A 26,457-nucleotide genomic window follows, 5' to 3' on the forward strand; every position below is an offset into this window, starting at 1 on the left:
CGCGATCCCTGCGGCAGCGCCGGTCCAGCTCACCGGAAGGCCAAGAAGAGCTACGGTTATGCCAAGGAACCGTCCATGTCTCAGCTCTACCCCACTGGCCTCGCGCACCATCGACATGATCGGTTAGGTTCACGGCTCCCCAGCTGTATCAAGGAGCCCGGTGGACTACTTCTTTACGTCCCGAGACAAGGTGCGGAGCTACCCCGATGTGGTGGCCCCTCTCGACATGGACGCCGTCGACTACGTCACGCGCGCCCGTGCGGTGAAGGAGGGAACTCCATTCTTCCTCGACGCGGACATGCGCCCCCTGGAACCGCACAGCTCGTTCTTCCAGGAGATGGCCAAGACCAACAAGGCCAAGTCGCTGCGGGACTACGCCTATGACTTCCTCGGCCTGGACGACTTCCTCACCTCCCTGGATCCGCCCGCCGACCTCCTGAGCGCCACCGAGGACGACCTCACGGCCTACCGCGACCACTGCACGAAGTACCGCGACGAACCGATGAGGCCAGCCTCCTGGAGGCGCCACCGAACGACGATCACCAACTTCTACAACTGGGCCGTGGAGACCGGGCTGCTGGAGCGGCGGCCATACCTGCGCAAGGCCAACGGCCGCGACGTGCTGCAGGGCGATGCCGTTCCTGAGCTTGCCGTTCGCTGCCTGACCTACGACCAGTGGTGGTTGCTCGATCGGGTGGGCCTGCGCGGGCTGCTACCGGATGGAAGTGTCGATCCGGCGTTCCGGTCACGCCAGTCGCTGCGCAACAGCTCGGGTTGCAACCTTTCGATCACCACGGGTCTGCGGCTGCGTGAGTTCCGGGCTCTGTTCGACGTGGAGGTCGGGGCACCGCGGCGTGACGCGTCGACTGCTGAGGTGCAGCTCCAGGCCATCGCGAAGTTCGGCCTGCCTCGGAAGGTGGACGTTCAGCACCCGACGCTGCGCGAGATCGACTGGTATCGGAAGACGGAGCGTGTTGCCGCCGTGCGCGGGGCGGCTGGGAACCTGTGGCGCCGACGCGAGCAGCTTTTCATCGTGACGGACATCGATACCCGGCAGATGAAGGTCAGCGGCATTCTGCACGGCCAGCGCAGGTCGTTCGCGATCTCTGCCATGGACGAGCCGACGCGCCGGATCACGGTCTTCGAGGGCGACCATGGCCTCGAAGCGATGGCCCTGTACATCGGCCGCACCGGACTGATGCTGAGCGGTCAGCGGTGGGAGCAGGTCTTCACCGATGCCCAGTTGCGTGCCGAACGCCTGGCGGTCGAGTTCGGGGTCAAGGTGGAGCTGCCCCGGGTCACGCGGATCCACGACCTTCGCCACACCTTCGCGGTCTACATGCTGGAGATGATGACGGAGATCCTGCGCGAGCAGGACGCCGCGGAGTTCGCCCGCAACGGCCGGGTGCCGACCTACGCCGCTGACCACCAGTCCCGCAACGCGTTCCTCACCCTGATGCAGCTGCTTGGACATCGTCGGCCAGAGTCTACGATGAGGTACCTGACGTACAAGAAGAGGACGAACCTGCTGGTCGCTCAGGCCATCGCGGCCTGGAACGAGCAGGACCGGACGTTCGCGGACCTCGCCATGCAGCGCTCGTCCGAGTGGAGCGGCTGATGCCGCGCCGAGGAGAACGCCGCACCACCACCAGCCGGCCACCGCGCCCCGCGCCAGCACCGGCGGGGTCCGTCGGGATCCGCGAGGTCATCTACGCCCGCAGCGCCGAGGAGTGCCGCGCAGCCATCGACCCGTCCGCGTTCGCCAGTCCGCTGCTGGCCGCCCAATTGGCCGACACCTGGGTGGATTACCACCGCAAGAACAACCTGAAGACGGTCCACGGCTACGACAGGGCCATCCGCTCCTTCGTCCCTTTCGCCGTCAAGATCATGCGCCAGTGGGGCATCGACCCGGCGCAGGCCCGGCTGGAGGACGAACGGATCGACTTCCCGGAGATCATCTATCGCTGGGAGCAGGACCTTCTCACGAAGTACCCGGAGAATTCCCGGCGTCCCTGGGGCCTGGACCGGTGCTTGATAGCCCTGCTCAGCCACTGGGCGCAGCGCGCACCACGAGTCCCTGAGCGGCTGCGGCGGCGAGCCGAAGCCCCGGCCGGGCTGAGCCGCGTCACCTGCGAGGTGCTGGACGAGTTCACCAATGCCGAGCGACTGCAACTGAAGGGAGCGGCCCAAGCCGCCCTGAGGGGCTTGGAGAAGCGGCTGGCCCACGGCCGCGAGCTCCTCGCGACGGGAGACGACCCGCGCGAGTACGGCTGGCAGGAGCTGCCCAACCTGGTCTGGGCCGCGCGCCACGGCCTGCTGAGCATCGCCGGGCTCCAGGCCCAGTTTCCCTCGCACGTCCGCTACTGGCCGGAGCACCTTCGCGACTTCCTGGCCGACTTCGGCGCGGGCTACCGCGGCGTGGGCGGCCTGCTCCGCGCACTGCACTGGGCGCTGTATCCCCGAGAAGCCGATCTGCACGCGTTCCGGATCCTGCTGCTCTTGGCGATGACCGACTGCACCTCGGACGAGATCCACGCTCTGCGGGTGCCCGACCTGGAGTTCAACGCGGAAGGCGTGCGCGTCGTCCAGGCCAAGTACCGCGCCGACCGGGTCCGCGCGGACTTCCATCCGGCCGGCCAGGAGAAGGGCTTCAGCCCGGTAGTCGGTGAGCTGAACTACCACGGCCGCGGCGAATGGGATGTGCCCGGTCTGCTGCGCCGCCTCGTCGAAGCCGGCGCGATGACCCGAGAGGCGTATGCCACGCAGGAGTGGCTGTTCACAGCGGTCGAGATGCGGCACGGGGTTCGCATGGAGCCTGCGCGGGCCACTTTCATCGACCCCGGCCGCCGGTTGACGCACTGGATCGCTGCCCGCACCGGGCCGGGACGTCCGTTCCCGGACGGGGTGACTCAGCCGCATGACATCCGCCGGATCCGCAAGACCTCGAAGACGACCCGGGTGGTCGCTCTGGGAGGCACGCTCACCGACCTGGCTGGCGATGACCACACGGTCCAGGTCTTCCAGCGCCACTACGCCCACGGCACCACCGCCCACGTGCTGGCCGCAGCGGCGATGAACCGCGCGCAGTCCAAGGTGTTCGACAAGATCAGCGGGCGGCCCACTCTCGTGCTGCCCACCGAACAGGCCAGACTCGGCGAGCCCGAGGTCGCCTCGGCTCTCGGCGTGAGCGCCGAGCAGGGTATCGAACTGCGCGACGGCGTTCTCGACATGGGTGTGAGTAACTGCAAGGACCCGCTCGACTCTCCCCACAGCACCCCTGGCAAGCTCTGCCACGTCGCGCCGGCGATGTGCATGATCTGCCCCAACGCCGTGCTGTTCGTCTCCCAGCTCCCGCAGCAACTGCTGCTGGTCGACCACATCGAGCACATGCGCAACGTCCTCGCCCCGACCACCTGGACCGCGGTCTGGGGCAAGCAGTCCGCCGCCCTCGCGTCGGTCTTCGCAGAGTTGGCCGAGCACATCCCCGCCGAGCGGGCCGCCATCGCCGAACAGGGCGTCAACCTCAGTCTGCCGCTGGGCATGCGAACGGAGTACGACCGATGACCACCCCAGCCCACGAGCACCACCTGGCCTCGGCAACGTTTTCGGACGACGAGCCCGTCTTCGCCAGCCTGCCCGGACAGATCCCCGACAGGGTCGGGCCGACCTTCGCGCGCACCGACGCCTGGCCCGCCACCAACGTGCGGCGGCCGGCCAGCCGCGTCCCCGCGCGCTGGTCGATCCCCCTGCCCGCCGAACCGCGCCAGAACCTGCTGGTTCGGGAAGTCGCGTTCTGCCTGCTCAACCCCACACACTCCGCGCTTCGCCGCGCCGGGATCTTCCTGAAGGCCAATCAGTGGGCGATGGCCTCCGCAGTGGACAAGTCCGGCGTGGTGGCCATCCTCGCGCGATGGGGGGAGGAACAGGGACTCCTGGACGACTTCGGCCGCTGGCGCACCGAGGACTGGCAGGCCTTCATCGACGACCGAGCCGAGATCACCAGCCCCAGCAACGTCCGCCGCTACGTGTCGGTCGTCCGGCACCTGGTGACCTTCGCCCCGGTCCTGACCGGCATCTCCACCTTCAGCGACCCCTGGCCGGGCAAGACCGCCAGCGAGGTAGCCGACAGCCCCTACAGCGACGACCTGTCCACCGTGCCGATCCCGCCCGAGATCTGGTGGCCGCTGCTGCGGGCAGCATGGGCCTACATCGACCGCTTCGCCCCGACGATCCTGGCCCGTCGCGATCTCAAGCAGGCACCACACCCGCAGCAGACGGAGTGGTCCCTCAGAACACCTGATCGGCTGCTGGAGGCATGGCTGGCTGACCCCGAGACTCGCATTCCGGTGACCGGCAGGGCCCGCGGGACCGTCGCCGCGGGCGAGCCCATGTGGAACGAGATTAGCCGCCAAGTGCAGCAGTCACGCCGACCGACGCTCTTCCTCGCACCCGGTGCCGGCCGCGCCCGCCAGGCCCGGATCCTGCACTGGATCGCCGAGACCGGCCGGACCTACGCGTTCGACCGCGCCATCCACCGCCCCTACCGCCCGGACGAGGCCACTGAGCGCCGGCAGCTGCCGGACGCTGGCGACGAGGCACTCAAGCGCTGGCTGGCCGACCCCGCCAACATCATCCCGATGCACCCGGCGGATGCCAACGTGGACTGGGCAGGAAAGCCCAACTGGAACGAGATCAGCAGACTGGTCTACGGAGTCGAGACCGTCTACGGACCGCTGCACTGCCAGCGGTCCGGGATCGAACAGCGGCGAGCGTGGATCGTGGAGGCCGCGCAGGACCCAGCGCGGACCCGGCCCAACGAGGACGGCATGACCATCCGCATGCTGCGTGCCGCCTGCTACGTGTTCGTGGCCGCCCTCACGGCGATGCGCACCAGCGAAATCCAGGAGATCGCGCGGGGCGCCGTCACGCAGCACTACGGCGCCCCCGCGATCAGGTCCCGCAAGGTGAAGCACGACCAGGCCCGCCCGCACCAACACTGGTGGATCATCGAACCCGTCGCCCAGACCCTCGCCGTCGCGGAGCAGATCACCTGGCACGAGACCCGGGTCTTCACCTCGCTGACCCCAGCCCTCGGCCAGGACGGCGGAGGCTACGCGGTCCACACCGACATCGACGACTTCATCGCCACGGTCAACGCCAACCGGCATCACACCGGCCTGGAGGAGATCCCACCGGCCTACGTGCGCCCGCACATGTTCCGCCGCACGATGGCCGTCCTCGCCGCTCAGGAGCCGGACGGCGAGATCGCCCTGGGCATCCAGCTCAAGCACGCCGCAGGCCGGGCCCTGTCCAACCGCCTCACCCTCTCCTACGGCAAGGCCGACACGAGATGGGCCAAGGAGTTCGACAACCAGATGGAACGCTCCGCCGCCAAGAAGCTCGTGGCACTGCTCCAGGACCGCCGCCTGGGCCAGACCATCGCCGTCGGACCGGCAGCGGCTCGGTTCCACGCCAGCCTCGACAAGATCAATAACCTCCTCGCGGACGATCCGGTGCTCCGCGCCCAGATCGCCGACGAACGCCTGCAGGCCACCCTGCTGCAGGGCGAGTTCGCGAACCTGCACCTCGGCACGGTCAACCACTGCCTGTGGAACGCCTCCACCGCCGAGTGCCAGAACCAACTCCCCGCCGACCAGCGCGGCCAGTCCCCACTCCTGGGAGCCTGCCAGCCCGCGCGCTGCCGCAACTCCGTCCTCACCCCGGCCCACGAGAAAGTCTGGCGGATGGAGGAGGCACAGCTGCTCGGCCTCCTGACGACCAAGCTCTCCAAGTACCTGCGCGAGCAGGCCGAGGCCAGGCTCGCCGACGTCCGCAGCACCAACGCCCAGTTCGACAAGATGAAAGCGACCTCCTGATGCCGGTCTCCGCCGCCACCGACACCAAGCTGCGCGAGGCGATGGCCCGCCTCCTGGCCGGCCAGCCCCGCAACAGCGACGGCGCCTTGACCAAGGAGAACCTCGCCCGCGAAGCCGGCGTCAGCCACGCCACCGTCCACCGCGCCGAGCAGGTCCTGGCTGAGTGGAACAGCCACGTCACCACCCCGGTGCTCCGCACCCCCGGCGAAGTCCAACGTGACGAGACGATCGCCGAGCTGAAGAGGCGCCTACGCGAGGCGACCGCCCGGGCGGGAGAACTCCAGGGCAAGCTCGACGCGCTGGCCACGGTGACGGCCAACCTCTACCACGAGAACCGCGGGCTGAAGGCCAAGCTGAGCAAGCAGGCGACGGACCAAGTAGCGGTGCTCTCCGAGCGCCGGGCCCCGCGCGGGCGGTGACGGCCGCCACGAATCCGCGGGGCCGTCACCGGAACGCAGACCGTGGCCACCGTGCACAACACCCGGCGGGGCTCAGCCCCCTGGGGAAGGGCCGACCTGGACGCCTACGGTGTCGACCAGCCGTCCTCGCTGTAGGCGGTGCCTCTGCGGATGGCGCCCAGAGCCTGGGCGGTGTAGTCGACAATGGGTTCGGGCAGGTCGTCCAGCGGGTGCCACTCCCAGCCAGCGCACTTGTCCGGCTCGGCGGTGCGGATCCGCCCGGTCCAGCTGCGCACGCGGAAGAAGACCTGGACTCGGTTGCGGCCGTCGTCCAGGTCGTGGCTGTGGTGGACGTGGACAAGCTCCAGAGCGTCCCGGTCGATGCCGATGCCCAGCTCCTCATCGGCCTCCCGCCGGGCGCAGGCGGCCAGAGACTCCCCGGGCACCGCCTCCACGTGGCCGGCGGGAAGGTGGTACTTCCCCTCGGCGTATGTGGTGTTCAGGCGCTGTCCGAGCAGGACCCTTCCCTCGGAGAGGAGGACCAGGTGCACCCCCACCCCGTTCTCCTGCTCGCCCCGACCCGGTTCCGCTACCGCCGCACCATCCTGTACGGCGGTCTCGCTGCTGCTCTGCTGTGCCACACTCACTCCCCATCATCACCTGAAGCACCGAAGTGGCTACACAGCGTCTCAGTCGCCACCGACAATCGGGCCTCCGATGATCCTGAGGAGCATGCGTCCTACCCGACGACGCGGCTCAGGCGTACGTAGATCTGTTCCTTCCTTCTGGGCATTGAGCTCTTGGCATCGGAACACCGCGGTGGCGGAGACTCTGTACTGGCCGACCCAGTACCACAGGGTGCGGGTCCACTCCGGATGGGTGATCTCCCACAGCGCCCAGGCCAGCGCCTGCCGCATCGGCTTGGTGGGCCTGCGTCCGTCGCGGATGCGCTCGCGGACCTCGCTGTTCTGTTTGGTGCCCAGGTACTGGCAGGCGGTGTACAGCTCTTCGTCGGTGAAGGCGGCACCCGCTGGAAGCTCGCCGGCCGCTAGCGGCTGGTGTTCTCGGTCGCGTAGGTACGGATGTGGGTCAGGACGGCGTCGAGGCCGGTGCGCAGGGGGGTGGTGTTGCGGCGGGTCTGGGTGAGGAGGAGTCCGCCCTGGAGTGCGACGAGCAGGGCCAGGGCGAGGGCGTCCGTGTCGGCGTCCGGGCGCAGGTCGCCTCGGGTGCGCATGCGGGCCAGGCCCTCGCGGATCGGGGCCTGCCATCGTTCGAAGCTGTCGACGAGGTCTGCTCGTGCGTGGGGGTCGTTGTCGGCCAGCTCGGCCGCGATGGATCCGATTGAACAGCCGCCGACGCAGTTGCGCTGCTCTTGCAGGTCGACGAGCAGGTCACGCCACCGGTAGAGGTTGTCGAAGCTGTCGAGTTCGTCGAGGACGGGCCTCTGTGCGGCCAGGATGCCGTCGGTCTGGTGGGCGATCACGGCCCGGATCAGGTCGTCCTTGTCGGTGAAGTAGTGGTAGAGCTGCGATGCGCTGACACCCGCTCGTTGCTGGACGTCCTCGATGCCGGTGCGGGCCACGCCGCGGGCGGACACCAGCTCGGCGGCGGCAGAGATGATGCGAGCGCGGGTTGCCAGGCCCTTCGCCGTGAATCTCCGCGCTGTCCTGGGTGTGGGCTCGCGGGCCGCGTCCGCCCGGTCCATGCGGTCCGTCTGGCTTGCAGGTGTCGGCTGGTCCATGGGTTCAGCTGCCGTCCAGAACTGCTGTCATTCGCTCCAGGCTGTGGCGCAGTTCGGCGCCCTTGGCGGCGGTGAGGCCGCTGGCTACGGCGATCTGGCGAGGAACCTCCTTGGCGGCTGTCCACAGGGAGCGGCCCTCGGCCGTCAGGCTGACGATCACCGAACGCTCGTCCTGCGGGCTGCGCTCGCAGGACCAGGCCGGCGCCCTCCATGCGCTTCAGCAGCGGTGAGAGCGTGCCCGAGTCCAGCGAGAGCAGTTCGCCGAGACTCTTCACGGGCAGATCGCCGTGCTCCCAGAGCACGAGCATGACCAGGTACTGCGGGTAGGTGAGCCCTAGCCCGGCCAGCAGGGGGCGGTAGGTGCGGTCAAAGGCCCGGGCCGTGGCGTGTACGGCGAAGCAGACCTGGAGGTCGAGTCGGAGATCGTCGACGGTTGCGCTGCCGGGCGACCCGTCCGGGCCCTGTTCTGTCTCATCGAGGTCAAGGCGGAGCGTGTCCCCCGGCCGGGCAACCGTCATGCGATTTCCTTTACTTGATGAAGCGGTGGATGGCCTCGTTGGCGTGGTCCTGGAACGAGGGGTTGGCCAGGTCGGGGAAGATGTCCGCCTGGTCGACCAGAGGGCCCTTCAGCTTGTTGGCCGCGCTGGCGTAGAACACGCCGCTGGACAGGGCCGGGTCGGTGACACCGTCGACCAGTCGCTTCGCGCCGGCCTCGAGCTTGTGGGAGATCCCCAGGGCGGGCAGGACGTACTTGGACGCCATGCGCAGCGGTAGGGCGATGTCGTTGGAGGCTTGGGTGCCGGTGGTGGCGCCGGGGCTCACGGTGATCAGGCGGCGGTCGGGGTGTTGGCGGGCCAGGTAGGCCATCCAGAGGGCCCCGATGTACTTGGCCTGCCCGAAGGCGAGGTTGAAGTCGGTCTTCCCGTCGGCGAAGTAGCTGCCGTCGATGACGGTGGCGAGTTCGTCGGCAGAGGTCGAGGCGAAGGAGGGCCGTTGCATCCGCAGCATCGGAAGTCCCCTGGCTGCTTCGCTTCCGGCGAGGACCGCGACCTCGCCGAGCCGCCCTTCGGCCAGGAGTCCTTCGAGGAGGACGACGTGGCCGAGAACGTTCGTCGCGAAGACGTTGGTGACCCCGTCGGAGGTCAACGCCATCGACTGCGGGCCGATGACGCCGGCGTTCATGACCAGCGCGTCGACGGATCCGTCGACGGCCTCAAGGCCAGCTCGGACCGAGTCCAGATCGGCGACGTCCATGACGACGATGTCGAAGATGCGCCGGCCGGTGGCGGCTTCGAGCTCGGCCTTTGCCGCCCTCGCCCGGTCCTGGTTGCGGCAGGCCAGGTAGATGCGGGCCGTCTCCGGCCGCAAGGCCAGTTGCCGGGCCACGTCCTTGCCGATCCCGACGTTGGCGCCCGTGATCATCACGGTCTTTCCCGGGAGTGTGCTCATCGGGATTCCCTCTCATCTTCGGTGGGGCTGTTCAGGTGGGACGGCTCTTGCTGCGTCGCGGGGCCGGTGCTCCGTTGGCGAGTCACGCGGCTTCATAGTCGAGGGCTCGGCTGCCGCTCCCGCGCGCCCCTGACTTTGGACGTCGGGTTCCGCCCGAAGCGAAGGGGGCTCAGGCACTCGGACGCCGCGGCTGGCGTCAGGTCGCTACGCGGCCTCCGTCGACGGGAACGGTGACGCCGTGGATGAAGCTGGCATCGTCGCTGGCCAGGAAGGCGATCGCGGAGGCGAGTTCCTCGGGCTCGGCTACGCGACCTGCTGGTGCGAGGCTTGCGAGGTAGTTGACCATCTCGTCGGGGATGCCTTCGGTCATCGCGGTGCGCGTGGGGCCGGGGGCGACGGCGTTCACGCGTACGCCACGCGGGCCGTATTCGGCGGCCCATGCCTTCGTCAGGAGTTCGAGGGCCGCTCGGCTGGCGCCGTACATCGCCATGCCGGGCTGTCCGAAGCTGGCGACCATCGTGCTGACATTGACGATCGAGCCCCATCCGCGCTCGGCCATCGCGGGTGCCAGGGCCGCGACGAGGAAGAACGGGACCTTGACGTTGAGTCCGAAGGTCTCGTCGAACTCTGTTTCGGTCGCGGCGTCGCTCGGTCCCAGCAAGGCGACTCCGGCGTTGTTGACGAGGATGTCGACGTGCCCGTCGCCGGCCTCGGTGGCCCATCGCGCCAGGTCCTGCACGGATTCCAGGCCTCCCAGCGTGGTGAGCCGGAACGACGCCCTTCCTCCGCCGGCTTCGATCTCGGCCACGACCCGCTCGGCTCGTTCTGCGTTGCGTCCGACAACCAGGACGTGGGCGCCGCGGGCGGCGAGGGCCAGGGCGGTCGCCTTGCCGATCCCGCTCGTGGACCCGGTGACGAGTGCGGTTCTGTCCTTCAGGTCAGCAGGCATGCGCTGTTTCCTCCTCAAAGTGGGTTACACAACTCAGTCTGATCCGATCGGACTGGGCTGTCAAACTCAGAATCGCTACTATGGGTGCATGGTGAACAAGGCGAACGATCGGCCGCGGCTCACGCCGAAGGGTGAACGCGTCCGGGCGCGGATCGTGGAAGGGGCTGCGGCCCTGATCCACGAGCGCGGGGTAGCGGGTACCACCCTGGAAGACGTCAAGGTGGCAGCGGAGGTCAGCGGTTCGCAGCTCTACCACTACTTCCCCGACAAGAACGAGCTCCTGCAGGCGGTCATCGGCTACCAGGCCGACACGCTCGTCGACCACAACCGACAGGCACTCGGCAGCGACGACGGAGTCGCAGCCTGGCGGAACATGCTGATCGCCGGGGTGACGCACGGCCAGGCCAAGGGCGGCTGCCCACTGGGTTCGCTCGGCGGCCAACTCGCCGAGAGCGACCCCGAGGCCCGAGCCCTCATCGCCGCCGGATTCGAGCAGTGGTCAACCGTCATCAGCGAAGGACTCAGGTCGCTTCATGCCGACGGGAAGCTCGCGCCCGGCATCGACCGGGACGCCCTCGCCACCACCATGCTCGCCACCCTCCAAGGGGGACTTCTCCTCGCCCAGGTACAACGGAGCACGCGCCCCTTCGAAGTCGCGGTCGACACCCTCCTCGCCCTTGCCATCCAGACTTGAGACTAACCATCGGCCTGGGGCCGTCAGTGATACCTGGACAAGTCACCCGTGGGCGTCCCCGCGGCTGCCCCGGCGGCGTCCCTCTCCCGAAGGTGCCGGGGGTGGGGCTCTTTGAATCCGAGATCCTCATCAACTACGTCGGCTGGATGGACCTGAGCACCATCAGATTCGTCATCGTGGGCCTGTTCGTCGCCACCTGGGTCTTCGCCCTGGGGTTCTGGCGCGTCTCGCGCATCGAGGTGAAGTGGACCACCCACCTCATGCCTGCCGGACAGACCGCGGACTGACCTCGGCCAGGGATGCCTCGATCCGCTGCAGCCGCCCCGCAAGCTGACCGCCGAGCAGATCGCGCAGGCCGCCGAACTGCTGGCAGACCCCGCGCAGACGATCACGGGTGTGGCCAGGATCCTGGGTGTCTCCAAGGCTCTCCTGTACTACGAGGTCCCCGGGGTGAGCGGTAGGCCCGTCGCGCCGCGCGGCCGGACCGACAAGCAGCGTGCGCGGGTTGAGGAGGTGGTGGCCCGGGCGACCGAACTGCTGGCTGACCCCAAGCAGACGATCTCTGGAGTGGCGAAGGCGCTGGGCGTCTCCAGGGTGACCCTGTACCAGGAGATCCCGGGGCTGGTTGACCGACCCAAAGCAAATGCCGGACGCTCGCCTCGGCAGCGCCAGTCCGCAGATGACCGTGCTGCCGTCACACGCTGAGCAGACCGACCGTCGTCTCGGTAGTGCCCCCAGACGTCTTGCCCAGCAGGGGCGACACCGGTCGCGGATGGCCGGTGCAGCGCGGCAGAGGCTGATGCGGCATCGCCGTCGGCGGGCTCGTAGGCGCCACGTTCAGCAGGGGCAGCAGTAGCGAGTCCTGACGGCACCTCACATCAGGGACACGAGGTCCTGGATCGCCAGGATCAAGCAGAGGCCAACCAGGACGATCAACTCCACGGCCAGGACAGCGATCAGTGCGGCGAGGACGCTGACCATGGGGAACAGGATCCGGAAGCGACGGCGTCGGCCCGGGTCTGGGTGGTAGCGGAAGCGTCGGTAGGCGTCGGCGAGACTCCGTGGCGGAAGGTACTCGGGGTGATCGGCGTCCAGCCAAGGATCCAGCAGCTGCGGCTCGGCCACTGCGTCGGCCCCCGCCGTGTCCTGAGCGCTGGCCGGTGCCCGCTGATGGCGCGGTCGGCGCGGAAGCGTCCCCGGCTTCGCCGGCACCCGCGGCATCGCCCACCAGTAGGCCCCACCCCGCAACGCGGGCTGCTGCGACCGGCGCACCAGGCCCACGACGGGGACCAGGTGCGCCGGTGCAGCCTGTCGACGTCGCCCGCCAGAACCACCAGGGGCCCGCGGGGATCGCAGAAAGCAGAGAGCCCGAGCCTCAGTCAGGCGCCCCCAGGGCAGGACCGGGTCCCGACCTACGCCGACTGAAGGCGAGTCGGGCCAGTCCAGTGAACGTTGGGGAGCGGGCCACCGGAGCGTCGCAGGGGACGAGTCTATGAGACGGAATGCAGTGGCCCCGAAAAGTGACAACGGGAAGAACCCCAGGCGGACATACCGGCAGGGGACATTCCGAACGCGGGTCTACAACATGTTGGTGATGGACGCGGGAGTGCTCGGTCCGGGGGGCGCTTTCGTCGCTCAGGAGCACGTGCACTTCGTTGCCGAGAGCCGTGCCGCGTTCCACGCTCGGCCAGGACTACGGGCGCAAGCTCAACCAGTGCGCGGCGCGCGGCATCCCGGTGTACCTCGTCGTGGACATGCGGACCGGGGAGTGTGTCCTGTACTCAGGCAGCATGTAGTGCCGTAGTGCTGTGGTGCCGCGAGCAACAGCGGTGCTGGAGGCGTTCCGGTTGGACCCGCAGGAGCGGTGCGGCGGCGGTGGCCGCTGCTCGGGTGCCGGGCGTTGGATGCGCCCCGGTCCGGTGCTGGTGGCATCGGACCGGGGCCATCGTGGCTGCGCCGCGATAGGCGGTGCGGGGGTGGTTCTAGAAGGCGAAGTAGGCGGTGTGGGTGCCGCCGTCGGTCAGGGTGAGGGTGAACTGCTGGCAGGTGCCGTGGAAGGAGGCCGGGGTCTTCCAGATGTAGGTGTAGACGCCGAGCAGGGGGCTGTACGTGAGGGTGCCGGTGGCGGCGGTGCTGCTACCGGTGGGGGCGTGGGTGAGGCAGTTGACGGGCCCGGTGGTGGGCGATCCTGCGGCGATGACGCCCAGGCCCTTGTTGCCGTGCAGGCTGAAGGGGACCGCGACGGCAAGGCCCGCGATCCTGGGGTTCACGAAGGGCGGGTTCAGTACGGGCAGCAGGAAGCCGGTGAAGGTGAACGGGGTGACGTAGGTGTAGCGGTCGCCCGTGCTGGTGGCGGAGGTGCCGCCGGTGGTGGTGGCCTGCACGTCGACGGTTCCCGCTGCCTGGGCGGGGGCGGTGGCGGTGCAGGTGGTGGCGGTGCAGGAGAGCGCGGTGGCCGGGTGGCCGGGGCCGAAGGTCAGGGCGGTGGTGCCGGCCAGGTCGGTTCCGGTGACCGTCACGGTGGTGCCGCCGGCCGTCGGGCCGCTGGCGGGGCTGACGGCGGTGACTACGGGCGGGGCCAGGTAGGTGTACTGGTCGGCGGCTGTGGTCGCGCTGGTGCCGGCCGGGGTGGTCACGGTGACGTCGACCGTGCCGGCGCTGTGGGCCGGGATGGTGGCGGTGACGGTCCGGTCGTTGACCACGTGGACGGCGGTGGCCGCGGTGGTGCCGAAGTGGACGGCGCCGGTGCCGGCCAGGCCGGTCCCGGTGATGGTGAGGGTCCCGCCGCCTGCGGGCAGGCCCTGCCCGGGGCTGATCGCGGTCACCGCAAGGGGTGCGGGTGCGATGGTGACGTCGTACGGGGTGGAGCCGGTGGGGATGGTTGCGGTGACGGTGTTGGTGGCGGTGTCGATGACCGAGACGGTATTGCCGCTGATGTTGGTGACGTAGGCGTTGCCGGTGACCGGGTCGACCACGATGCTGCCGGGGGCCGTACCGACGGGGATGGTGGCGGTGATCGTGTTGGTGGCGGTGTCGATGACCGAGACCGTGCTGTTGTTCTGGTTGGTGACGTAGACACGGGTGCCGTCGGGGGTGGCCGACAGCTTGTACGGCCCGGACAGGCCGGGGATGGTGGCGGTGACCGTGTCGGTGGAGGTGTCGATGACCAGGACGGTGTTCTTGTTGTAGTTGGCCACGTAGGCGTGGGTGGCGTCGGGGGTCAGGGCCACCCCGGCGGCTTGCGGGACGATGGGGACGGTGGCGGTGACGGTACTGGTGGCGGTGTCGATCACGGACAGCGAGCCGCCGACGAAGTTGGCCACGTACGCCTTGGTGCCGTCGGGGGTGAACGCGATGCTGTTGGGCTGGTTGCTGGTGGTGATGGTGCCGGTGACGGTGTCGGTGGCGGCGCTGATCACGGTGATCCCGCCGATGCCGGGCCCGACGTTGTCGCCCACGTACACCAGCGAGCCGTCCGGGGACACCGCGATGGTCGAGGCGCCCGGTCCGACCGGGATGGTGGCCGTGACCGTGTCCGTGGCGGTGTCGACCACCGAGACGGTATTGGCGCCCTGGCTGGTGACGTACACGGTGGAGGCGTCCGGGGACACGGCCACCGCGGTGGGGAACGTGCCGACGGGGATGGTCGCGACCACGGTGCCGGTGGCGGTGTCGAGGGCGCTGAGCGAGTTGCCGCGCAGGTTCGCGACATAGGCGATCCGGTCCCCAGTGGCGGCGTGCGCCGGGGCGGCCAGGGCGGTCAGGCCGGTCAGGGCAAGGGCCCCGGCGGCGGCCAGCGCGGTCACCCGCGAACCCCTGCGGGCTCTGGGCGCACGGGGTGGGTTGGTCAAGAAGAACATGAAGGTCTCCCCCTCATCTGCGCACCGAGGCGGCAGGAGACCGGTGGGCCCCCCTGCGACCGCCGCGAGCGCGGTACCGCAACGGCGCCGCCACCCCGGGGCACAGGCGCAGAAGACAGCAGGAAGCAACGACCCGCACGTCAACTCGGCTGCGCAAAAGAGGACTTGGGGCACAAGGGCCGTCTCCACCACCATGGCACACACACAACCTTCACCGGGTGCGAACAACCACATCAACCCGACGAAAAGACCACCAACAACACCAGATGATCAAAAAGTGCACAGGTGTCGATCGAAAATGCTCAGAAATAGCCGCAGACCGGGCCCGGGGTAGGGATCCCGGATCAGCGAAACCGCGACCGGTGCCGGGCACGGTCCGCACCACCCCGGCGGCACCAGCGCCGTGGTCACGGCCGACCACTTCACCAACGTGCCCCTGATGCCAGGGTCCAGAGGGGTGACAGCGGGGCGGCTTTGCGCTAATGATTGTTGTGGACATATCAGGGTTCGCCCGCGGCTGCAGGACGGCCCTGGACCGTCGCAGCCCCGTATCCTGCTCGCGGCGGCGGTCGGACCCGTGGGCGGCACTGCGCGGCGAACCTCGGCCGGGCTGTGTCGCCCAGTGGTCCTCCCGTGCCCAGGTACGACCGTGTCGCTGCGGGTGCCAGGGCCCGCCGGGTCCGACCGGGGCGCGCGGATCCGAGGGGAGATCCGATGACCTCGCAGTATTCGAGTCCGCGTTCCGGCAGCCGGTTACGCCGCCGCCTGGCCGCCATGGCCGGCACGACGGCCCTGGCCGCTGCGGGCCTGGTGGGCCTTGCTGCCCCGGCCGCGCACGCCGCGGGCGCCTCGACCGTCTACGTGGCCAACTTCGGCGCGAACACCGTCTCGGTGGTCGACGCCGGCACGGACACGATCACCGGCAGCATCACCGTCGGCAACAGCCCCGCCGTCATAGCGGTCAACCCGGCCCACACCCTCGCCTATGTCGCCGACTTCGGCGACGGCACCGTCTCGGCGATCAACACGGCGACCAATGCGGTCACCGCGACCATCCCCGTCGGCAGCAGCCCCCTCTCCGTCGCGTTCACCCCGTCCGGAACCGCCGCGTACGTCACGGACAACGGCGCCAATACGGTCTCGGTCATCAGCACCGCGACCAACACGGTCACCGCGACCATCCCCGTCGGGAGCGCGCCGAACGGGGTGGCGGTGACCCCGTCGGGCACCACCGCCTACGTGTCCAACAACGCCGACAACACGGTCTCGGTCATCAGCACCGCAACCAACACGGTCACCGCGACCATCCCGGTCGGGGCCGCCCCCACCGCCATCGCGGTCAACCCCGCCGGAACCCTGGCCTACGTCGCCGACAACAGCAGCGACAACTCCGTCTCGGTGATCAACACCGCGACGAGCACCGTCACCGCGACCATCGCGGTCGGGGGCGCCCCGAACGGCGTCGCGTTCAACGCCGCCGGGACCCTCGCCTACACCGCCGACTTCGGCGGGAACACCGTCTCGGTGATCAACCCGGCGACCAGCACCGTCACCGCCACCGTCCCGGTCGGCAACGGCCCGGCCGAGGTCGCCGTCGACCCCTCGGGCACCGCCGTCTACGCCACCAACCTCAATGACAACACCGTCTCGGTGATCAACCCCGCGACCAACACCGTCACCGCCACGGCCAGCGGGTTCACCGGCCCGTACGGGACAGCCGTCGTCCCCGCACCGGCCGCCCCGCCCGCGGTGACCGCCGTCAGCCCGGCCCTGGGGGACGTCACCGGGGGCACGAGCGTCACCATCACCGGCACCGGCTTCACCGGCGCCACCGCGGTCAAGTTCGGCACCGTGGCCGCGACCTCGTTCACCGTCGTCAACGCCACCCAGATCACCGCCACCGCCCCGGCCCGCTCCACGCTCGGCCCGGTCGACGTCACCGTCACCACCCCGGCCGGCACCAGCGCCACCAGCACGGCCGACAAGTACGCCTACGTCAACACGGTCGCCAAGGCCACCGCCGACGGGCGGATCGACGTCGGCGGCCACGACGCGAACATCTCCTTCACCGCCCGCCGCACCACCCTGGGCGGCACCATCAAGGGCAACCTGACCTACAACAACCACGATGCGAACGTCAAGATCAAGCAGGCCACCATCACCACGTTCTACCTGACCGCTCCGAACACCGCCTACGCCGCGGGCACCGCCCAGTGCACCATCGGCGCAACCACCAGCACCTGCCCGTTCAGCATCACCGTCGTCGACAACGGCGACCACGGCGACTGCACCCCCACCTGGACACCGTCACCCTGACCTACAACACCACCACCGTCGGCGGCCGACTCGAAGACGGCCAGGTCGAGGTCTCCCCGGAGACCGGCGGCAACGGCCACTCCACCACCCGGACCCTGACCCCGCCACCGCCCACCAGCTCAAAGCCATCCCGGCCACCGATCCGGTCGTCGACGCGACACCGATCAGCGCCGCCATGGACGGCGGATTCTCCGCATCCCTGCTGGGCGTCAACCTGTCCGGCGCACGCTGCGCCACCTCCGCCCTGGCCTACACCGACGGCACCGCCTACGGCGACACCACCTGCCGACTGCTGGGCCTGCTCGGCATCACCATCGACCTCGACGTCCACCTGACCGGCGCCACCATCGCCACCGGCGGCACCACCGCCACCGTCACCGGAACCGCCACCGCCACCGTCGCCGGCCTCCTGCCGGTGACGCTGCCCGCCACCGAGGTCCTGAACAGCAGCGGCACCACCGGCCTGCAACTCACCATCGGCGGCGTCGCCCTGCCGACCCTGCCGATCGGCACCGGAGCCGTACAGATCGGCTGACCACCGAAACCGGCGAACCAACGGAGCACGGCCACCGCTCAACCATGACCATAGACCCGAGCCCCGGCCGGACCGTTCACCATGAACGGTCCGGCCGGGCAACCTCGACTCAAGCCTGACCTCCCGAAGGATCAACGCGGGGCTACACCAGCGCGCGAAGACCCCGGGACAAGACCGCGTCCTCGCCCCGCTCCGCACAGCCAAGGACGCCCCCTGCCACCGTGGCAGGGGGCGTCCTGCCACACCCGCCAAAGACCGACGCCTCCCGACCAGGCGGACCAGCAACGGCGCTCAGCGGAGCACCCCACTTCCCTGACCGACGGACGAAGCGGGCTGACGAGCGACCCTGGCCGATTGCCGAGATCCTCATCAAAGGCGAGGCGGTTGGGGGACATGGAACACCTCGGTCAGAGCTACGACGTAGTGCAGGTGGGGCTTCTCGGTCTCCCCATTGGGAGATCCAAGGGCCGCTCTGCAATCGACGGTGCCCGTTCTGGACCGGCATCGCACACCTCTGCCCGCACCGTCAGCGGTCTTGTTTCTGTGCGGCGGCCGAACCCTGCAGCCGCTGCCTCGGGTGTTCCGGAGCTCCGCCGTCGATGCCGATCCCGTCCCGATGCCGGCATAGGTTCACAAGGGGTGGGTTCAACAGCGGCACAAGCCAGTGATCGTGGCGGTCGTGCCTGCCGTCAGGGTTCGCAGCTGGAGCCGATGGCGGTGTTTTGGGAGCGGACTGATAGGTCAGTGCGACGGCGGCCGGGTCGGTCCAGGCTCTGGAGGACGGGGTGTCAAGTCCTCAGGTGGCCAGTCTGTGGACTGGAAGCGGACAACTGCGCGGAGCGCCGACGGACCGAACGGCTGGGGTTGTTGTTCTACTGCGGTGAGGCGGGTGGATATGCCAGGGTAGCGACCGCAGGGTGCACGGTCAGATCCGTTGTTCAACAGGGTAGTTGTCGTGTCTTCGGCCTTCCCGGAGTCGGCCTTTCGGTTCTCGTTCCTGCTCTTCCGTTCGCAGAGTGCTCGGTGTCGAAGTGTGTGGCACGGGTGGTCCTGAGGTGTGGTGCGCTCGTGGATCGCTTGGTGCCGGTGTGCCTGCCGGGGCCGGCGACCACGTGTCTTTCGACGTCCTTGTGGTGGGCGTTCACAGGCGGTCCGCCGTGGGGGCGGGCTCTGCGGTCGAGGAGAGTGTGGCTGATGCAGGACAGAACACTGACGAAGGTCTACCGGGACAAGGCGTACGTGTCGACGACGACGGTGCGTCACGGCGGCACGACGGTGGCGTTCGCGATGGACAACCAGCAGCGGATCTACTACAGCGTGCTGGACCTGGAGTCGGCCCAGGATGTGCGCGGGCCGCTGGATGCGGCGTACTGGAACGCGGATCCGGGCCTGCTGGCGTTCCCCTCGGAGATCGTCGACCCGGGGTCGCCGGCGCCGGTGGCGATGGTGATGCCGACGGTCAAGAAGGGCAGCCGGGTCGAGACGGCGCCGGAGAAGCTGTTCGCGGGTGAGAGCGATCCGTTCCTGTCGAGCACGGCGCGGCTGACCGCGGCGGCGCCGATCCAGGTGGTCTCCGACGGCCGGTACATCCTGGTGTTCCGGCAGTCGATCGGCGCGGACGACCCGAACGCGGTGTTCCAGACGTCGGGGACCGCGCTGTCGGGGGATCCGGCGCGCACCGACTACACGATGACCACCGGGCCGAATCCGGCGAAGATCGCGCCGGTGGACGCCTCACTGCTGGTGGACCGGTTCGTGCTGGTGGGCTCGGTCCTCAAGCCGGTGGTCGAGGTGCGCTACCAGCGCAGCCGCAGCAAGTTCGCCCCGGCCGCCGAGGGCACGGACACGCTGGGCACCCGGGACATGGACGGGAAGCTGTTCTACGAGCCCACGAGCAAGCTCTCGTTCGTGCGGCGGGTCCAGGACGGCGGGTTCGCGGTGCTGCTGCTGCCCACCGCGGTGGACGGGGTCTCGCGCTGGCAGCTGTTCGTGAACAACACGGCCAAGGGGCAGATCGACTCGTTCAGCTGCGAGCAGGGCAAGGACGGGCTGTTCAACATCGCGGGCACCCAGCTGTACACGAGTCCGGACCCCAGGTTCGCGTCCTCGGTGCTGGAGCGGGAGCCGGGGATCGACCCGAACACCAGGCTTCCGCTGGTGCCGGTGCCGGCCTCGACCGACCGGGCGGGCACCGCGCTGCGGTTCTCGGCGGGGCCGCCGTGCGTGCTGAAACTGGTGAACATCAACATGGCGGCCGGGACGGGCGCGTGCACCTTCGAGGCGTGGGTGCGGCCCACCATGCCGTCGGGAACGATCGCGGCCACCTACGACGAGAGCCGCGCGGACGGATTCCACCTGGGGGTGAATGCTTCGGGCCGGCTGTGGATCGGCCAGGGCAGTGGCGGTTGGAGTGTGACCGGCTCGCAGGCGCTGACGATGGGCGTCTACACGCATGTGGCGGCGGTGTTCGACCAGTTGACGGTCACGCTTTTCGTCAACGGCGTGAGCGTGGGAACCGGCGCGGTGCCGGTGGCGGTGGGACCGTCCTGCGTGGACTACCTGGGCAGCCGCAGCGTGGCGGGCCAGGTAGTCGAGCAGTTCGTCGGGGACATCGACGAGGTGCGGCTGTGGAACCGGGCCCGCACGGCGGCGGACTTCGCCGACCGCGGCCGGCGCCTGGTGGGCATAGAACCGGGCCTGGTGACCTATTACCGGTTCGACGAGGGCGCGGGCGGCCTGACCGCGAACCAGTGCGACAACGCTTCGCCCGCGATGCTGAACGGCCCGGTGTGGGTGGCCTCGGACGCGCCGGCGGGGGACGGCCCGGGCCTGTCGCGGGACGTGTTCACCTTCGGCCCCAGCACGGCCGTGCGCCAGGCGGCCGGGCCGCTGGCCGCGACGCTCTACTTCCAGCAGGAGCCCGCCCCCACCGGCTACGGCGCCGCGCCCACACAGGAGAAGCGACAGGCCCGGGTGCTGCTGGCCTGCGCCACAACGGGTCCGGCGCCCACCGGCGGGTCGGCGGACCGCCGCTACGTGGCCACGGTGGACTTCGCGCTGACGCGCGACGGGCGGCTGGCCATGGTACCGACCCTGGTGCCGCTGGCCGAGGTCGGCAAGCCCGCCCCCACCCAGAACCTGGACACGATCACCGCTGCACAGAACCGCGTCACGGCGGCGCAGACCCAACTGGCGACCGACCAGGCGCAGGCCGACCTGTTGCAGCCCACCTTGAACTACATCGCCGACATCGCCCGCTTCAGCTTCCGCGACCAGCAGCGCGCCCTCCTGGTGCGCACCGTGCCGCCGCTGCGGCTGGCCGCCGACCGGCTGGGTTTCGACCAGGCGCAGCTGGCTGCGGCGCAGCAGGCGCTGGCGACGCTGACGGGAGGGATGCAGGGCGGTTCGGAGGTGGTGCTAGCCATGCCCAAGGTCTCCACCGACCGCGAGGGCCTGAGTGTGTACGCGTCGCTGCTGACGTTCGCGTGGACCACGGACGCGCCCTCCTTGCTGGAGAGTTCGACCGGTGACGTGGTGCTGTACTTCCGAGGCGGGAACGGGCAGTTCTTCTCGGCCTACTACGCCGCCGACGTCTCGCGGGCGACGCGGACGATCGCGGTGGGCACCGGTCAGCTGACGCTGCTGGCGCGCGACAGCGCCGCGACACTGGCCGATTTCGCGCTGAGCGTCGCCGACGGCGCCACCGCCGACCTGTGCCAGGTCTCGGTCACCGCCGGTGCGGTCACCGAGACGTTCCCCGGCGTTCCGCGCCAGGCCACCGCCTTCGCGCAGGTGCTGAACGGGGTCCGCCCGCCGGGCACCGTCCTGGGCACCGTCGGCTCGGCCCAGGGCCAGATCATCGAACTGGCCGCCGCGCTGACCCAACCCCTGGCCGCGGGCGCGGCGATCTCCGTGGGCGGCCTGGTGCGCACCGTGGCCGCGGCGGTGTCGGCCGGAGCCAACAAGATCACCGTCACTGCGAACGGCGACTTGAGCGGCACGGTCGGCCAGCAGCTGCGGACCGCGTTGTACGACTATGCGACCGCGACCTGCACCACGGTGGGCGCGGTGCTGGACCGGGGCTCGCAGATCGTGGGCGTGAACCTCCTCAACCCGAGTGCGCCGGTGCCCAACGGGGCCGCCGCCGACGGGGCGGGCCCGCTGGTTCCGCGCTGGCACGGCAACTCTCCGGGGCGCGCGCTGTCCTTCGACGGCAAGGCCCAGTACCTCACCCTGCCCCAGGCCGGCTGGCCGAAGGTCACCTCGCCGGCCGACCTGACGGTGGAGGCGTGGGTGAACCCGTCCATGACCAGCAGCCGGTCCCGGATCTGGCACGCCGCCGTCCCCGGCGCCCCCTACACCCTGGCCCTGGAACCGGGCGCGCCCACCAGCGCCTTTGCCCTGGACGGGAGCAGCTGGGTGGACTGCGGCAGCGGCATCGCCCTGGCCGGGCAGAGCTTCACCATCGAGGTGTGGGCCAGGCGCCTGAACGGCGGCCGCCAGGACACGCTGTTCGGACACGGCGGCCTCACTATGACGGATCCGAACCTGTACCTGGGCTTCAACCAGGCCAACCAGATGCTCTTCGGCTGGTCCGGCGACGACCTGGCCACCCCGTCGCTGGCCGTGGACCTGGGCTGGCACTGCTGGTCGGCCTCCTTCGACGTGTCCACCGGGATCCGCACCCTGTACTGCGACGGGATCCAGGTCGCCCAGGGCCAGGCGAACGCCCCGTACTCCGGGGCCGGGCGCACCATGCTGGGCGTCGCCGGCTGGGGCGGGGGCTGGGCCGCGGATGCCATCGTGGACGAGTACCGGCTGTGGGGTCGGGTCCGCACTCCGGACGAGATCGCGGCGTTCGTGAACCGTCAGCTCAGCGGGCAGGAGCCCGGACTGCTGGGCTACTGGAGCTTCCCCGGCGCCTCCACCGTGGACCGTTCCGGCAACGGCCACGACGGGATCATGGTCGGGAAGCCCATCCTGACCCAGACCGCCCAGCGCGGCTTCTCGCTGGCAGCCGGTGTCGGCACGCAGTTCTTCCGCAGCCAGGAGGCGTTCCCCGCAGGCGACTGGTCCCATGTGGCGATGGCGTTCCGCCAGGACTGGGCGATGGCCATGGACGGGGACGGCTACCTGGACGCGGGCGGCCCCGACGGCCTGGACCTGGTCGACGACCTGACCCTGGAGGCGTTCGTCCGGCTCGACACCCTGGGCACCGTCCACGGCCTGATCGGCAAGGGCGCCATCGGTTCGGGCACGGCGGCCTCAGCCGTGCCCTACAGCTTCTACGTCGAGTCCGACGGCCAGCTCGCGTTCACCTTCGAGTCCGGCGCCGGGGGCAGGGGCCAGCAGCAGGTCTTCCGCTCGGGCAGCGTCGTGAAGGCGGGGGTGTTCACCAAGGTTGCGGTGACCCGCAAGAGCGGCGAGGACAAGTCCGGCACCGTCGGCATCCGCTTCTACATCAACGGCCAGGTCGTGGGCGGCGACCCGCAGACGTACGGCGGGCCCAAACCTGTGGGCAACGACGCCAACTGCGAGATCGGCCGCTACCGGATCAGCACGTCGGCGCTCGGCCTGCGCGGCACCCTGGCCGAGGCGCGGATCTGGAACGTGGCCCGCGACAAGGGCCAGATCGGTGCGCCGGTCACCGCCAAGTCGCAGGGCCTGGTGGCCTGGTGGGGCTTCCACGAGAGCGCCGGCGCGACCACCGCCGACGGCTGCGACTCCTACCCCGCCCAGGTCCGCGGCCCGCTCCGGGTGCGCACGCCCGACCCGGCTGGCAACAGCCTGACCTTCTACCACAGCGGCAACCCCAGCATCGCCGTCCTGGACACCGTCATCGACGATCTCACCGTCATGGGCCCCAACCAGGTCACCGCTGCCGCGAGGACGGACGCCTACGGCCAGCCCACCGAGGTCCTCACCGGCGCGCTGGACGAACTGCGGGTCTGGCGCACCTGCCGCACCCAGGAACAGCTCCTGGACAACATGTTCACCCGCCTGCGCGGTGAACGCGGCGACCTGATGGCCTACTACCCCTTCGACAACGCCTCCACCGTCCCCGGCGCCACCGTCACCGACGCCGGACTGCAGGGCTGCGACCTGACCCCCTCGGCCACCGCCCCGGGCATCGTCCTGTCCACCGCACCGATCTCCGACGACACCGCCGAGGTCCGCTCCGCGCTGACCGGCACCCTGACCCCCTTCAGCGCCCTGGTCACCGGCACCCCCAGCGCCTCGGAGTACGCCGACCTGCAGCGCGACGCCCACGGCAAGACGATCGGCGTCATGAAGAGGTCCTACACCTCGCTGCGCGGCACCTCCTGGGTGCTGACCACGGGCTTCAAGGTCGGGGACCTGACCACCACCTGGGTCGGGCAGGCCCAGTTCAACCCGCAGCTGGTCGGCTACCTGGAGGGCGCCCCGCCGGTCCCCTCGGAGAACCTGATCGCCGGTACCGCCGACGACTACAGCGGCGCGTCCACGGTCGGCTTCGTGCAGGCCAACACCGTCGCCAACACGATCTCCTCGGACAGCAAGACCAGCGTCGACGCCTCCGCCAAAGCCACCTTCGAGGGCTCGGTGGGCGACGACACGTTCGTCGTCGCCGCCCCGCTCGGCGCGGGCACCGCCAAACCCCTCAGCTCCCTCAAGGCCAGCGCCGGCGGCACCGTCGAGATGAAGTACTCCAACAGCTGGAGCAACGACACCCAGGTCAGCCAGGGCGCCACCACCACCCGCACCAGCTCGGTCACCCTGGCCGGCCACTGGGAGCCCACCGACCCCACCGCCCAGCTCAACCCCACCGCCGGCCGGCGCTGGGCCCCGGCCAACACCGGCTTCGCCATCGTGCAGTCCGACACCGCCGACCAGTACGCCCTGCGCCTGGCCCACAGCGGGGTCCTGGTGGCCTACCGGATGGTGCCCAACCCCGACATCCCCCGGGACTGGAACGTCATCGCGTTCCCGATCAACCCCCGCTACACCAAGCAGGGCACCCTGGACGGCCTGGTCGGCTACAGCGCCCAGGGCACCGCAGCGACCCTGCAGCCCTTTGCCGACCCGTCCTTCCCCAACGCCGGCGACGGCGGCGCCTACAGCTACTACCGGCCCCGCGAGGCGTACGCGATCAAGCGCCGCATCCAGCGCGAGGAGCAGCAGCTCCAGGGCTTCTACGAGTCGGTGTCCACCGACACCCACGCCCCCGACCCGGTGGCTGCGGCGGCCGACCGGGTACTGAAGGGCATGATGGGCGGCACCGGCAGCAGTACCGGCCTGACCTCGGGCGGCAGCGACCCGGCGGCGGGGCGCGCGGCCAACAAGTCCGCCGCGCGGCGCAACATCGTCAACACCTACGTGTGGACCGCGGCCGGCGGCCTGTTCGCCGAGACCACCGCCACCACCGACCAGGTCACCCAGTCCACCGCCGGGGACTACAGCGTCAGCGGCAGCGCGACCTTCCAGACCGGCTTCGAGGTCGAGATCGGCCCCGTCGGCTTCAAGGCCGGCTTCGAGGCCACCCTGGGCGGCGGCTACAGCGTCACGCGCCGCAAGACCAAGGACGCCACCCGCACCTTCAGCCTGGACGTCGTCGCCCAGCCGGGGCACAACCTGCAGAAGTACAACGGCACCGACCCCGTCTTCGACGCCAACAACCAGCCCGTCCTGGTCCCCGGACGCGTCGACGCCTACCGGTTCATGTCCTTCTACCTGGACACCTCCAGCGACAACTACGAGGACTTCTACGGCAAGGTCATCGACCCCCAGTGGATCGAGACCAGCAACGACCCCAACGCCAAGGAACTGGCCAAGGCCCGCCAGAGCGACCGCAAACCCCCCTGCTGGCGCATCCTGCACCGCGTCACCTTCGTCAGCCGCGTCCAGGACACCACCAGCACCACCGCCTCGCTGGGAAGCGCCCTGGGCGCACTGGGCATCACCAGCGACTACCAGCTGATGAAGCAACTCGAACCCCACATGGTCGGCGCCACCAGCAACCTGGCCGACCTCACCACCGCCGCCAAGACCCTCATCACCACCCAGTTCACCACCCTGACCCCCTACACCGACACCATCACCACCCGCCTCGCCGCCTACTACAACATCCCCACCCCGGCACCCACCCCGACCCTCACCCCCGCGCCGACCCCGGCCCCCGCGCCGGCCCCGGCCCCCGCCGGCACGTTGACCGCCAGCGCCAGCACGCTCGCCCACGGGGCAACCATCACCTTCCAGTACGCCACCGCCCCGGCCACCGCCAGCACCAAGAACTGGATCGGCATCTACCCCACCGGAGTGACCCCCGGCACCGGGGAGTCCCTCACCTACCAGTACGCCCCCACCACCAGCGGCAGCCTGACCTTCACCACCACCGCCGGCAGCCTCGCCAACCCCGGCAACTACGCCGCCTGGTACCTCCTCAACGACGCCTACACCGTCCTGGCCGGACCCACCCCCTTCACCGTGACCTGACCACCACCCGCACCACCGCCCACGCCCCACCGCAAGCCCCCCAACGGAACAACGAGGCGGCGGCGTGGGCGGGGCGGTGCTCCGTACAGCGACCCGGCCATAGTGCCCGTTTCTCAACCTGATATCTGGATCTTCGAATGGGTCTACGGTGGTGGTGTGTCCGGGTC

16 protein-coding genes and 1 pseudogene are annotated in these 26,457 nt (G+C 69.8%); 10 read left to right on the forward strand and 7 right to left on the reverse strand.

Annotated features, from left to right (window positions below; translation table 11 throughout):
* The first annotated feature begins 160 nt into the window (after nucleotides 1-160).
* From GXW83_RS15160 to GXW83_RS15175, 4 genes are all read left to right on the forward strand, one after another.
* Nucleotides 161-1,618, forward strand: a complete 1,458-nt coding sequence (locus GXW83_RS15160; protein WP_225447002.1) for a recombinase XerD — start codon at nucleotides 161-163, stop codon at nucleotides 1,616-1,618.
* Nucleotides 1,619-1,785: 167 nt separating this feature from the next.
* Nucleotides 1,786-3,564 carry a hypothetical protein gene (locus tag GXW83_RS15165; RefSeq protein WP_182443622.1) on the forward strand — a complete coding sequence of 593 codons (1,779 nt, stop codon included), beginning with the start codon at nucleotides 1,786-1,788 and terminating at the stop codon, nucleotides 3,562-3,564.
* On the forward strand, nucleotides 3,561-5,876 hold the full coding sequence (locus GXW83_RS15170; protein ID WP_052069900.1) for a hypothetical protein: 2,316 nt from the start codon (nucleotides 3,561-3,563) through the stop codon (nucleotides 5,874-5,876). The genes GXW83_RS15165 and GXW83_RS15170 overlap by 4 nt, the downstream gene beginning before the upstream one ends.
* Nucleotides 5,876-6,295 carry a hypothetical protein gene (locus tag GXW83_RS15175; RefSeq protein ID WP_063771587.1) on the forward strand — a complete coding sequence of 140 codons (420 nt, stop codon included), beginning with the start codon at nucleotides 5,876-5,878 and terminating at the stop codon, nucleotides 6,293-6,295. The genes GXW83_RS15170 and GXW83_RS15175 overlap by 1 nt, the downstream gene beginning before the upstream one ends.
* A gap of 104 nt (nucleotides 6,296-6,399) precedes the next feature.
* On the opposite strand, the gene GXW83_RS15180 is transcribed toward GXW83_RS15175, so the two are convergent.
* From GXW83_RS15180 to GXW83_RS15200, 5 genes and pseudogenes are all read right to left on the reverse strand, one after another.
* Nucleotides 6,400-6,915, reverse strand: coding sequence for an NUDIX domain-containing protein (locus GXW83_RS15180; protein WP_160312309.1), 516 nt, complete (start codon nucleotides 6,913-6,915; stop codon nucleotides 6,400-6,402).
* Between the two features lie 407 nt (nucleotides 6,916-7,322).
* Nucleotides 7,323-8,015 carry a TetR/AcrR family transcriptional regulator gene (locus GXW83_RS15185; protein WP_225447003.1) on the reverse strand — a complete coding sequence of 231 codons (693 nt, stop codon included), beginning with the start codon at nucleotides 8,013-8,015 and terminating at the stop codon, nucleotides 7,323-7,325.
* Between the two features lie 4 nt (nucleotides 8,016-8,019).
* Nucleotides 8,020-8,533: pseudogene (locus tag GXW83_RS15190) on the reverse strand (MarR family winged helix-turn-helix transcriptional regulator).
* A 10-nt stretch (nucleotides 8,534-8,543) separates the two neighbouring features.
* Nucleotides 8,544-9,464, reverse strand: a complete 921-nt coding sequence (locus GXW83_RS15195; RefSeq protein WP_182443623.1) for an SDR family NAD(P)-dependent oxidoreductase — start codon at nucleotides 9,462-9,464, stop codon at nucleotides 8,544-8,546.
* A gap of 196 nt (nucleotides 9,465-9,660) precedes the next feature.
* The gene (locus GXW83_RS15200) at nucleotides 9,661-10,413 is read right to left on the reverse strand and encodes an SDR family NAD(P)-dependent oxidoreductase (RefSeq protein ID WP_182443624.1); all 753 of its coding nucleotides are present in this window, start codon (nucleotides 10,411-10,413) and stop codon (nucleotides 9,661-9,663) included.
* An 88-nt stretch (nucleotides 10,414-10,501) separates the two neighbouring features.
* On the opposite strand from GXW83_RS15200, the gene GXW83_RS15205 reads away from it, so the two are divergent.
* From GXW83_RS15205 to GXW83_RS15215, 3 genes are all read left to right on the forward strand, one after another.
* A complete protein-coding gene (locus tag GXW83_RS15205; RefSeq protein ID WP_034090753.1) occupies nucleotides 10,502-11,107 on the forward strand; it encodes a TetR/AcrR family transcriptional regulator in 606 nt (201 codons plus the stop codon).
* A gap of 101 nt (nucleotides 11,108-11,208) precedes the next feature.
* Complete coding sequence (locus GXW83_RS15210; protein ID WP_182443625.1) at nucleotides 11,209-11,394, forward strand: hypothetical protein; 186 nt, start codon at nucleotides 11,209-11,211, stop codon at nucleotides 11,392-11,394.
* Nucleotides 11,395-11,503: 109 nt separating this feature from the next.
* On the forward strand, nucleotides 11,504-11,812 hold the full coding sequence (locus GXW83_RS15215; RefSeq protein WP_182443626.1) for a helix-turn-helix domain-containing protein: 309 nt from the start codon (nucleotides 11,504-11,506) through the stop codon (nucleotides 11,810-11,812).
* A 168-nt stretch (nucleotides 11,813-11,980) separates the two neighbouring features.
* Here GXW83_RS15215 and GXW83_RS15220 read toward each other — a convergent pair whose 3' ends face one another.
* Both GXW83_RS15220 and GXW83_RS15225 read right to left on the reverse strand, forming a co-directional pair.
* Nucleotides 11,981-12,232, reverse strand: coding sequence for a hypothetical protein (locus tag GXW83_RS15220; RefSeq protein WP_182443627.1), 252 nt, complete (start codon nucleotides 12,230-12,232; stop codon nucleotides 11,981-11,983).
* 857 nt (nucleotides 12,233-13,089) lie between these two features.
* A complete protein-coding gene (locus GXW83_RS15225) occupies nucleotides 13,090-14,967 on the reverse strand; it encodes a PxKF domain-containing protein (protein ID WP_182443628.1) in 1,878 nt (625 codons plus the stop codon).
* A 774-nt stretch (nucleotides 14,968-15,741) separates the two neighbouring features.
* Here GXW83_RS15225 and GXW83_RS15230 point away from each other — a divergent pair.
* The 3 genes from GXW83_RS15230 to GXW83_RS35060 all read left to right on the forward strand — a co-directional run bounded on the left by GXW83_RS15230 (nucleotide 15,742) and on the right by GXW83_RS35060 (nucleotide 26,290).
* On the forward strand, nucleotides 15,742-17,283 hold the full coding sequence (locus tag GXW83_RS15230) for a beta-propeller fold lactonase family protein (RefSeq protein ID WP_182443629.1): 1,542 nt from the start codon (nucleotides 15,742-15,744) through the stop codon (nucleotides 17,281-17,283).
* Nucleotides 17,284-17,458: 175 nt separating this feature from the next.
* Nucleotides 17,459-17,818, forward strand: a complete 360-nt coding sequence (locus tag GXW83_RS15235; protein WP_182443630.1) for a hypothetical protein — start codon at nucleotides 17,459-17,461, stop codon at nucleotides 17,816-17,818.
* Between the two features lie 1,194 nt (nucleotides 17,819-19,012).
* The gene (locus GXW83_RS35060; protein ID WP_182443631.1) at nucleotides 19,013-26,290 is read left to right on the forward strand and encodes a LamG domain-containing protein; all 7,278 of its coding nucleotides are present in this window, start codon (nucleotides 19,013-19,015) and stop codon (nucleotides 26,288-26,290) included.
* Nucleotides 26,291-26,457 lie beyond the last annotated feature (167 nt).

The sequence above is a fragment of the Streptacidiphilus sp. PB12-B1b genome (assembly GCF_014084125.1).
Lineage (GTDB): Bacteria > Actinomycetota > Actinomycetes > Streptomycetales > Streptomycetaceae > Streptacidiphilus.

Coding starts and splice junctions, on each gene's coding strand:
- GXW83_RS15170 (WP_052069900.1), top strand. CDS start 3,561: ATGACCACCCCAGCCCACGAGCACCACCTGGCCTCGGCAACGTTTTCG.
- GXW83_RS15175 (WP_063771587.1), top strand. CDS start 5,876: ATGCCGGTCTCCGCCGCCACCGACACCAAGCTGCGCGAGGCGATGGCC.
- GXW83_RS15185 (WP_225447003.1), bottom strand. CDS start 8,015: ATGGACCAGCCGACACCTGCAAGCCAGACGGACCGCATGGACCGGGCG.
- GXW83_RS15195 (WP_182443623.1), bottom strand. CDS start 9,464: ATGAGCACACTCCCGGGAAAGACCGTGATGATCACGGGCGCCAACGTC.
- GXW83_RS15200 (WP_182443624.1), bottom strand. CDS start 10,413: ATGCCTGCTGACCTGAAGGACAGAACCGCACTCGTCACCGGGTCCACG.
- GXW83_RS15205 (WP_034090753.1), top strand. CDS start 10,502: ATGGTGAACAAGGCGAACGATCGGCCGCGGCTCACGCCGAAGGGTGAA.
- GXW83_RS15225 (WP_182443628.1), bottom strand. CDS start 14,967: ATGTTCTTCTTGACCAACCCACCCCGTGCGCCCAGAGCCCGCAGGGGT.
- GXW83_RS15230 (WP_182443629.1), top strand. CDS start 15,742: ATGGCCGGCACGACGGCCCTGGCCGCTGCGGGCCTGGTGGGCCTTGCT.
- GXW83_RS15235 (WP_182443630.1), top strand. CDS start 17,459: ATGGACGGCGGATTCTCCGCATCCCTGCTGGGCGTCAACCTGTCCGGC.
- GXW83_RS35060 (WP_182443631.1), top strand. CDS start 19,013: ATGCAGGACAGAACACTGACGAAGGTCTACCGGGACAAGGCGTACGTG.